Below are 7,755 nucleotides of genomic sequence, written 5' to 3'. Positions count from 1 at the left end.
GGTGGGCGTCGAGCGCTGCGCGGGCACCGGTCCGGGCGCGGCGAGCAGGCGGTCGACCAGGCCGGTGGTGTAGCGGCCCTTGCGGAAGGCGGCGTCGTCGAGCACCCGCCGGACGAACGGGATGGTGGTGCGCACGCCCGGCCCGGCGATGTCGAACTCCTCCAGGGCGCGTTCGAGCCGGTTGAGCGCCAACTCCCGGTCGGGCGCCCAGACGATCACCTTGGCCAGCAGCGAGTCGTACCAGGGGCCGACCAGGTAGCCGGCACTGGCGTGGGTGTCGACCCGGGTGAACGGGCCGCCGGGCGGGGTGAACCGCTCCAACCGGCCGGGGGTCGGTGCGAAGCCGCGTTCGGGGTCCTCGGTGTTGACCCGGCATTCCACGGCGACGCCGTGCAGGCGGATCTCCTCCTGCCGCCAGCGCAGCGGCACCCCGGCGGCGATGTGCAGCTGCTCGTGCACCAGGTCGATGCCGGTGACCATCTCGGTGACCGGGTGCTCCACCTGGATCCGACAGTTGATCTCCAGGAAGTGGAACCGTTCCTCGGCGTCGACCAGGAACTCCAGCGTGCCCGCGCCGACGAAGCCGACCTCGAGCGCGCCGCGCAGCGCGGTGTCCGCGATGGCGTCGAGGACACCGGTGGGCAGCGCCGGCGCGGGCGCTTCCTCCACCAGCTTCTGGTGCCGGCGTTGCACCGAGCAGTCCCGGGTGCCCAGGTGCACGCCGTTGCCGTGCGAGTCGCAGAGCACCTGCACCTCGACGTGCCGGGCCTCGGTGAGGTACCGCTCGACGTACACCCGGTCGTCGCCGAACGCGGCCTGCGCGGCGGCGCGGGTGCGGGCGTACACCCGGGGTAGCTCGTCCGGGGTATGCGCGACGGCCATTCCCCGGCCGCCGCCCCCGGCGGCGGCCTTCACGATCACCGGGTAGCCGACGGCGTCGGCCACCTCGGTCGCCGCCGCGACGGTCGGCACCGGCGCGACGCTGCCCGCCGGTAGCGGCAGGCCGGCGCGGCTCATCAGGGCGCGCGCCGAGGATTTGTCGGCCAGCGCCGCCATCACCGCCGGTGGTGGGCCGATGAAGGTCAGCCCGTTGTCGGCGCAGATCTCGGCGAAGTCGGCGTCCTCGGAGAGGAACCCGTAGCCGGGGTGCACGGCCTGCGCGCCCACCTGCCGGGCCGCCTCGACGATGGCGGCGGCGTTGAGGTAGCTGCGCCGGCTCGACTCCGGTCCGATCCGGACGGCCTGGTCGGCGAGGCGGACCACCGCCGAATCGGCGTCGGCGGCGGAGTAGACCACCGCCGTGCGGACGCCCAGCTCCCGGCAGGCCCGCAGCACCCGCAGCGCGATCTCGCCCCGGTTGGCGATCAGCACGGTCTCGAACATGGTCACCCACCCGCCGTCAGGCCGGTTCGAGTTCGAGCAGCGGCTGGTCGTACTCGACCGGGTGGCCGTCCTCGACGAGGATCGCGGACACCCGGCCGGCGCGGTCGGCGACGACCTCGTTCATCAGCTTCATCGCCTCGACGATGGCGATCGGCTGGCCCGGCCGGACCAGGTCGCCCACCGCGACGAACGGTGCCGCGCCGGGCTCCGGCGCCCGGTAGAAGGTGCCGACGATCGGCGCCCGCACCGTCGCGCGGCCGGGTACCGGCGGCCGGATCAGCGCCGCCGGCGGGCCGGGCGCCGTCGCGACCGGCGGGGCCGGCGCCGCCCGCACCGGCGGCGGATCCGGGGGTACGTCGGGTCGCGTCGCCTCGGCGGGGTGCCACTCCACCTCCAGCACCGCCGACCCGCTGCGCAGCCGGATCCGGCGCACCGGCCCGGTCAGCTCGGCGACGAGCTGCCGTGCCTGCCGGCGCAGCCCGGCCAACACCTCCTCGTCGCCGATCGTCTCGTCGGGCCGCTGCGCGTCGAGCCGCGTCCCGCCGTGCCCGTTCGTCGACACCGCCTGGTCGCTGGCGGTCACCGGACACCCGCCCGGGAGAGGCCGCGCGCCGCGCCGAAGCGACGGAAGCGCTGCCGGCGGCGGCGGACCAGGGTCGCGGTCGGAACGTCCAGCAGGGGCAGCAGGTTCGCCAGCAGGGCGGCGCGCAGCAGGCGCGCCGTCTCCGCCGGGTCGTGGTGCGCGGCCGGTGCCGGCTCCGGCACGACCTCGTCGATCACCCCGAGCCGGTGCAGGTCGGGTGCGGTCAGCCGCAGCGCGCGGGCGGCCTGCGGCGCGGCGGACCGGTCCGGCCAGAGGATGGCGGCGCAGCCCTCCGGGCTGATCACCGAGTAGATGGCGTTGCGCAGCATCAGCACCCGGTCGGCGACGGCGAGGGCCAACGCGCCACCACTGCCGCCCTCACCGGTGATCACCGCGAGCACCGGGGTGGGCAGCATGGTGAGGGTGAGGATGTTCTCCGCGATGGCCGCCGCCTGACCCTGTTCCTCGGCGCCCACGCCCGGGTCCGCGCCCGGGGTGTCGACGAGGGTGACCACCGGCAGGCCGAGCCGGGCGGCGAGGCGCATCAGCCGCAGCGCCTTGCGGTGCCCGGCCGGGCTGGCCATGCCGAAGTTGCGGGCCACGAGTTCGGCGGTGGTGTGCCCCTTCTGGTGGCCGATCACCATCAGGTGCCGCCCGTCCAGCCGGGCCACGCCTCCGACGACGGCCGGACAGTCCGCAGCGAGCCGGTCGCCGTGCAGTTCCACGAAGCCGTCGAAGACCGAGTCGAGGTAGTCCAGCGTGGTCGGTCGGCCCGGATGGCGGGCGACCCGCACGGTGTCCCACGCGTCACGATCCGCCGGGGCGTCCCCCGCCGGCGGCGGCACGACGACGGGGTCGTCGGCGGGGCGTTCGCGGCGCGCCGCCACCTCCTGGCGCGGTACGGCCGGGCGGGGCGGGCGGCCGGAGCCGGTCGCGGCGAGCAACGCGACGAGGCGTCCCCGCAGCGACCGGCGCTGCACCACCATGTCGACCTGGCCGTGGCGCAGCAGGAAGTCGGCGGTCTGGAAACCCTCCGGCAACGCCCGGCCGGTGACCTGGCGGATCACCCGGGGCCCGGCGAAGCCCATCCGGGCGCCGCTCTCGGCGAGCACCAGGTCGGTGTTGGTGGCGAACGACGCCGCCACCCCGCCGTAGGTCGGATCGGTGAGCACGCTGACGGTGAGCACACCCGCCTCGCGCAGGGCCGCGATGGCCTGGCTGACCGTGGCCATCTGCATCAGCGACAGGGCGCCCTCCTGCATCCGCGCCCCGCCGGAGGCGGTGACCAGGATGAGGGGAACGCCGTCGTCCAGGGCCCGTTCGGCGGCCTGGGTGATCAGCTCCCCCACGGCGCAGCCGAGGCTGCCGCCGAGGAAGCGGAAGTCCATCACCGCGAGCACGGCCGGGTGCCCGCCGATGGTGGCGGTGCCGCAGACGACCGCCTCGGACAGGCCGGTGCTGGCCCGCGCGGCGCTGAGCCGGTGCGGGTACGGCAGCACGTCGACGAAGTCGATCGGATCCGCCTCGGGCAGCCGGTCGGGCAGCGGACGCAGTGATCCCGGGTCGACGAGTTGGCGAAGACGTTCCGGGGCGCCGAGCCGGGTGTGCGCGCCGCACTCCGGGCAGACGTCGAGGTTGCGCCGCAGCCGCTTGCGGTAGAGCAGGCTGGAGCAGCCGGCGCAGCGCGACCAGAGCGCCTCTCGCGGCGCGGTCGCGGTCACGGCCGCCGCCCGGCGTCGGCGGCGTCGAACCGGTAGAAGCACCGCGCCATGGCGTCGCGCGGCGAGCGCCACGTCGGCAGGTACGGCGAGACGTAGGGTCGCAGCCGGTCACTGACCCGGATGAACTCGGGATGGCCACGGGCGGCCTCCACCGCGCCCTGCGCCGGCTGGTCGGTCTCGAGCAGGTGCACGTAGAGGTCGTGCAGCCGGTACAGCGAGCGGTGCCGGACGCCGACCAGGCGCGGCAGCTCCGTCGCGTCCGACTCGGCGAAGATCTCGGCGACCCGCTCCTCGGCGGTCGGGACCACCTTCGCGACGATCAGCGATCGGTCCATGGCTGGGCCTCCCCCCACGGCGTCCGGGCCGGCGGCGGGTGGCCCCGGACGCGCTGGACGACTGCCGACACGATGCGGGAGTCCTCGTCACAGCGGCGTCACCACGCCGGGTCGGTCGGCGACGCTGTTTGGTGACGCTGCGTTGACGCAACCTGTGCATCAGCTATGCGCCCGCTCCATCTGACACGAGAAACTGCGTGCGTTTGTGCAGTTCAGAAGCGATCTCATGGTTGACCGTCACGAATAGAAGGTCCACCGAGCCGTTGACTCACCGTGACCGCTATTGATAATCTTCACCGTGGTAAGCCCGGCCGCCCCGGCGGGCGGGGCCGCGCCCGTACGGCCGTGGTCGCACCCCGCCGGTGAGGTCGACAGTGGCGTCACGGGCAGCCGATCCGGGACACAGCAGACAGTCGGGACGAGCGTTCCGCAGGGGGTGCCGCCGTGACCGCTGATCCGTCCGTGCCGACCGCCGGAGACCCGCCGGAGAGCGACGTCGCACTGCACCTGCTCGGCGGTTTCCGACTGCTACGTGGCACCGCGCCCGTCGTGGTACCACGCGGGCTGCAACGGGTGATCGCGCTGATCGGGCTGCGCCCCGGCGCCACCCGCAGCCAGCTCGCCGGACTGCTCTGGCCCGACGCCTCCGAGGAGCGCGCCCTGTCATCGCTGCGCACCGCCCTGTGGCGGCTGCGGCAGGACCCGTGCTGCCCGATGACCGTGGCCGGTGACACCGTACGCCTGGGCCCCGCCGTCCGCCTCGACGTGGACGAACTGGTCGGTACGGCCGCCCGGGTCCGCGACGGCGACGACCCGTGCACCGCCCGGGCCCTCGCCGCCGGCCGACACGATCTGCTGCCCGGCTGGTACGACGACTGGGTGTTGCTCGACCGGGAGCGGCTGCGCCAACTGCGCCTGCACATGCTGGAGCAGGTGGCCGGGCAGCACCTCGCCGCGGGCCGGCACGGCGAGGCCCTCGAAGCAGCGCTGGAGGCGATGGCCGCCGAGCCGCTACGCGAGACCCCGCACCGGCTGGTGGTGCGCATCCACCTCGCCGAAGGCAACGCGTTCGAGGCCGTGCACGCCTTCTACGTCTACCGCGACCTGCTGCGCCGGGAACTGCGCCTGGAGCCCAGCCCGGCGATGAGCGCCCTGCTCGACGACACACTCGCCCCGATCCGCCAGGCCACCCGAGGGTCCGTCGACCGTCCGTCACCGGCCGGTCGGCACACGTGACGGTGACGTGACAGGCGCTGCGGCACGGTGGGCGCACAGAGCACGTGGCCGCCGATCCCGAGGATCGGGCCAGCCACCGGCGGAAGGGGTCCCATGAGTCGTCTACTGATCGTCAGCCGGATCATCCCGGGCGCGGAGGGGCGGGTCGCGCAGATCTTCGCCGAATCCGACGCCACCGAACTACCCGGCCTGACCGGTGTCACGCACCGGTCCCTGTACTGCCTACACGACCTGTACGTCCACCTGATGGAGACCTCCGACGTCGACCCGGACGCGCTCGCCGCCGCCCGCAACCACCCGCTCTTCCAACAGGTCAACGAACGACTCTCGGCGCACACCTCGCCGTACCTGCCGACCTGGCGCTCCCCCCGCGACGCGATCGCGGGCTGCTTCTACCGGTGGGACGCCGCCGACGCGCCCGCGGCGCACCCGGCCGGCTGACATGTCCAGCGCGCCGCACGTCCTGATCATCGGCGCCGGCACCGGCGGCCTGTGCCTGGCACACGGGCTGCGGCGCGCCGGGATCAGCGTTGCCGTCTACGAACGGCACCGCCACCGCGCCGAAGGGCTGCTCGGCTACCGGGTGGGCATCGGCCCCACCGGCAGCCGGGCGCTGCGCGAATGCCTTCCACCCGAGCTGTTCGCCACCTTCCTGGCCACCTGCGCCCGACCGCCGCGCTACTTCAACGTCGTCACGCAGGGGCTGCGCCAGACCGCCTCATTCGAACTGCGGCCGGACGCCGAACCGGAGCACACCGAGCACTCGGTGGCCCGGATGGTGCTGCGCCAGGTCCTGCTGACCGGCCTGACCGACGTGGTGCACTTCGACAAGACCTTCATCCGGTACGAGCAACGCGACGACGGCACGGTCACCGCCCACTTCGCCGACGGCAGCAGCGCCACCGGCAACCTGCTGGTGGCGGCGGACGGCACCCACTCCGCCGTACGACACCAGTACCTGCCGCACGCCGTCACCCGCGACGCGGGCACCATCAACATCGCCACCCGGATCCCGCTGACCGCGCACACCCGCGACCTCGTCCCGGAGCGGGTCCGCCAGGGCATCTCGCTGATCTTCGGCGCCGGCGGGACGATGGGTGTGCTGCACGTGATGGAGTTCCGGTGGGACACCGAGCGGGCGATCAAGCCGGGCGTCAGCGACGCCGACGCCGACCTGCTGCGGGACTGGCCCGGCCTCGCCCACGACACCACCACCGACAACATCAACCTGATCATCTGGAGCGCCGCCCGCCGGTTCCCGGCCGACGTCATGCAGCGCCGCGGCGAGGACCTGAAGCGCGTCGCCCTGGACCTCACACCGAACTGGCATCCGCACCTGCGCGAGCTGTTCACCCTGAGCGACCCGGACAGCGCCCTGCCAATCAGGGTGACCACGTCCGAACCGGTGCCACCGTGGAAGAGCAGCACCGTCACCCTGCTCGGCGACGCCATCCACACCATGACACCGGGACGTGGCGTGGGCGCGAACACCGCGCTGCGCGACGCCCGCCTGCTCTGTCAGCAGCTCGTCCACGCCGCCGCCGGAGACAAGACGCTGGTGCAGGCGGTGGCCGACTACGAGGCGGTGATGGTGCCGTACGGCTTCGCGCGGGTCACCGAATCGCTGAACCGCAGCGGCACCAGCGGCGAGGACCGGATGTACCGACCGGTGGTGGGCCGGCTCGCGCTGCTCGGCGCACGCGGCTACTTCGGGGTGACCAGCCGGGTGCCCCGGCTACGTCGCCGCTTCGTCGACGACTTCCACACCTACGAGGGCGACCAGGACTGACCCGGCGTCACCGACCCGGGCCCGCATCCACTGCCGGGCCCGGGTTTCCTCGTGTCCGGCGCGACGCTGCGTCACCCGTCGGGCACCGGGCGCGGTGACCGTCCCACCCGTGCCGCTGCCAGGCAGTCCTCTCTGTCGTCGTCATGACGCATGTGCGAAGCTGCGGCGAGTTTTTCTCGTGACTTTTCCGACGATGTGAGAGGGAGGTTCGCCGTGGCGTGGTCTATCGGACACTCGCTGATAGTGGTCCTGGCACTGTTGCTCGGCGTGGCGGCCGGGTGGTTGCTGCGCAGCCGGCGGGACAGCGGGCACAGTCCGTCGATCGTGGACGGTGATCCCGTCGTCGGCCTGGCCGACATCGCCACGCCGGCACCGCCGGCCACCACCGACGAGGCCCGCCCGGCGGCGACCATCGACCCGACGCCGACCGCCATCACCGACGAGCCGACGCCGGTCGACACCGTCAGCGCGCCGGCCGCGGTGACCACGCCGGACCGTCCCGCACCGGCGGACGCCGACACCACCGTCGACCCGGCCGACATGGCGCTGACCGAAGCGCCGCCGCCCGTACCCGCCGTCGACCCGGCCGACGCCATGCAGCGCCGCGGCGAGGACCTGAAGCGCGTCGCCCTGGACCTCACACCGAACTGGCATCCGCACCTGCGCGAGCTGTTCACCCTGAGCGACCCGGACAGCGCCCTGCCAATC

7 protein-coding genes and 1 pseudogene are annotated in these 7,755 nt (G+C 73.7%); 4 read left to right on the top strand and 4 right to left on the bottom strand.

Annotated features, from left to right (window positions below; translation table 11 throughout):
* From F8271_RS28605 to F8271_RS28590, 4 genes are all read right to left on the bottom strand, one after another.
* Nucleotides 1-1,383 (bottom strand): acetyl/propionyl/methylcrotonyl-CoA carboxylase subunit alpha (locus tag F8271_RS28605; RefSeq protein ID WP_151492950.1); only part of this gene is annotated, 1,383 nt, incomplete at its 3' end.
* A 16-nt stretch (nt 1,384-1,399) separates the two neighbouring features.
* Entirely contained in the window at nt 1,400-1,966 is a 567-nt protein-coding gene (locus F8271_RS28600; protein WP_151492949.1) for a biotin/lipoyl-containing protein, read from the bottom strand.
* Nucleotides 1,963-3,687 carry an acetyl-CoA carboxylase carboxyltransferase subunit alpha gene (locus F8271_RS28595; protein WP_151492948.1) on the bottom strand — a complete coding sequence of 575 codons (1,725 nt, stop codon included), beginning with the start codon at nt 3,685-3,687 and terminating at the stop codon, nt 1,963-1,965. Before F8271_RS28595 ends, F8271_RS28600 begins: the two co-directional genes overlap by 4 nt.
* A complete protein-coding gene (locus F8271_RS28590; RefSeq protein WP_151492947.1) occupies nt 3,684-4,022 on the bottom strand; it encodes a TcmI family type II polyketide cyclase in 339 nt (112 codons plus the stop codon). The genes F8271_RS28595 and F8271_RS28590 overlap by 4 nt, the downstream gene beginning before the upstream one ends.
* A gap of 444 nt (nt 4,023-4,466) precedes the next feature.
* Here F8271_RS28590 and F8271_RS28585 point away from each other — a divergent pair, with 444 nt between their 5' ends.
* The 4 genes and pseudogenes from F8271_RS28585 to F8271_RS28570 all read left to right on the top strand — a co-directional run.
* Nucleotides 4,467-5,258, top strand: a complete 792-nt coding sequence (locus F8271_RS28585; protein ID WP_151492946.1) for a BTAD domain-containing putative transcriptional regulator — start codon at nt 4,467-4,469, stop codon at nt 5,256-5,258.
* A 93-nt stretch (nt 5,259-5,351) separates the two neighbouring features.
* Nucleotides 5,352-5,699 (top strand): TcmI family type II polyketide cyclase, encoded by a 348-nt coding sequence (locus tag F8271_RS28580; RefSeq protein WP_151492945.1) that lies wholly within the window; start codon nt 5,352-5,354, stop codon nt 5,697-5,699.
* A gap of 1 nt (nt 5,700) precedes the next feature.
* Nucleotides 5,701-7,047 (top strand): NAD(P)/FAD-dependent oxidoreductase, encoded by a 1,347-nt coding sequence (locus tag F8271_RS28575; RefSeq protein ID WP_151492944.1) that lies wholly within the window; start codon nt 5,701-5,703, stop codon nt 7,045-7,047.
* A gap of 213 nt (nt 7,048-7,260) precedes the next feature.
* Nucleotides 7,261-7,755 (top strand): annotated as a pseudogene (locus F8271_RS28570) (hypothetical protein); the annotation flags it as partial.

Source organism: Micromonospora sp. ALFpr18c, from assembly GCF_008868155.1.
Classification (GTDB): Bacteria; Actinomycetota; Actinomycetes; order Mycobacteriales; family Micromonosporaceae; genus Micromonospora.
This window is presented reverse-complemented; position numbering and strand designations above follow the sequence as displayed.